Annotated in this window: 1 protein-coding gene; it reads left to right on the top strand. The window is 46.1% G+C overall.

Going from position 1 to position 230, the window contains the following annotated elements:
* Window positions 1-230 (top strand): hypothetical protein (locus ACNKXV_RS14895; protein WP_417908474.1); only part of this gene is annotated, 230 nt, incomplete at both ends.

Genomic DNA, 230 nt, shown 5'->3' with positions numbered 1-230 from the left:
GGAACAGATACTGCAGGTACATATACCTATACAGTAGATGCTGACGGAGATGGACCATGTCCTGCTGATTCAGAGGATGTAGTGGTTACCGTCAATACTGCAAATGATGCAGGAACAGGTAGTCCGTTGACAATTTGCACTGATGATTCTACAGATTATAATCTTCGTGATTACTTAACTGGAGAAGATGATGGTGGAACCTGGACCGGCCCTGATGGCGCTTCCGATGG

This window comes from Christiangramia aquimixticola, assembly GCF_048285835.1.
GTDB lineage: Bacteria > Bacteroidota > Bacteroidia > Flavobacteriales > Flavobacteriaceae > Christiangramia > Christiangramia aquimixticola.
The sequence above is the reverse complement of the archived record's forward strand: the minus strand, read 5'-3'. Positions and strand labels throughout refer to the sequence as shown.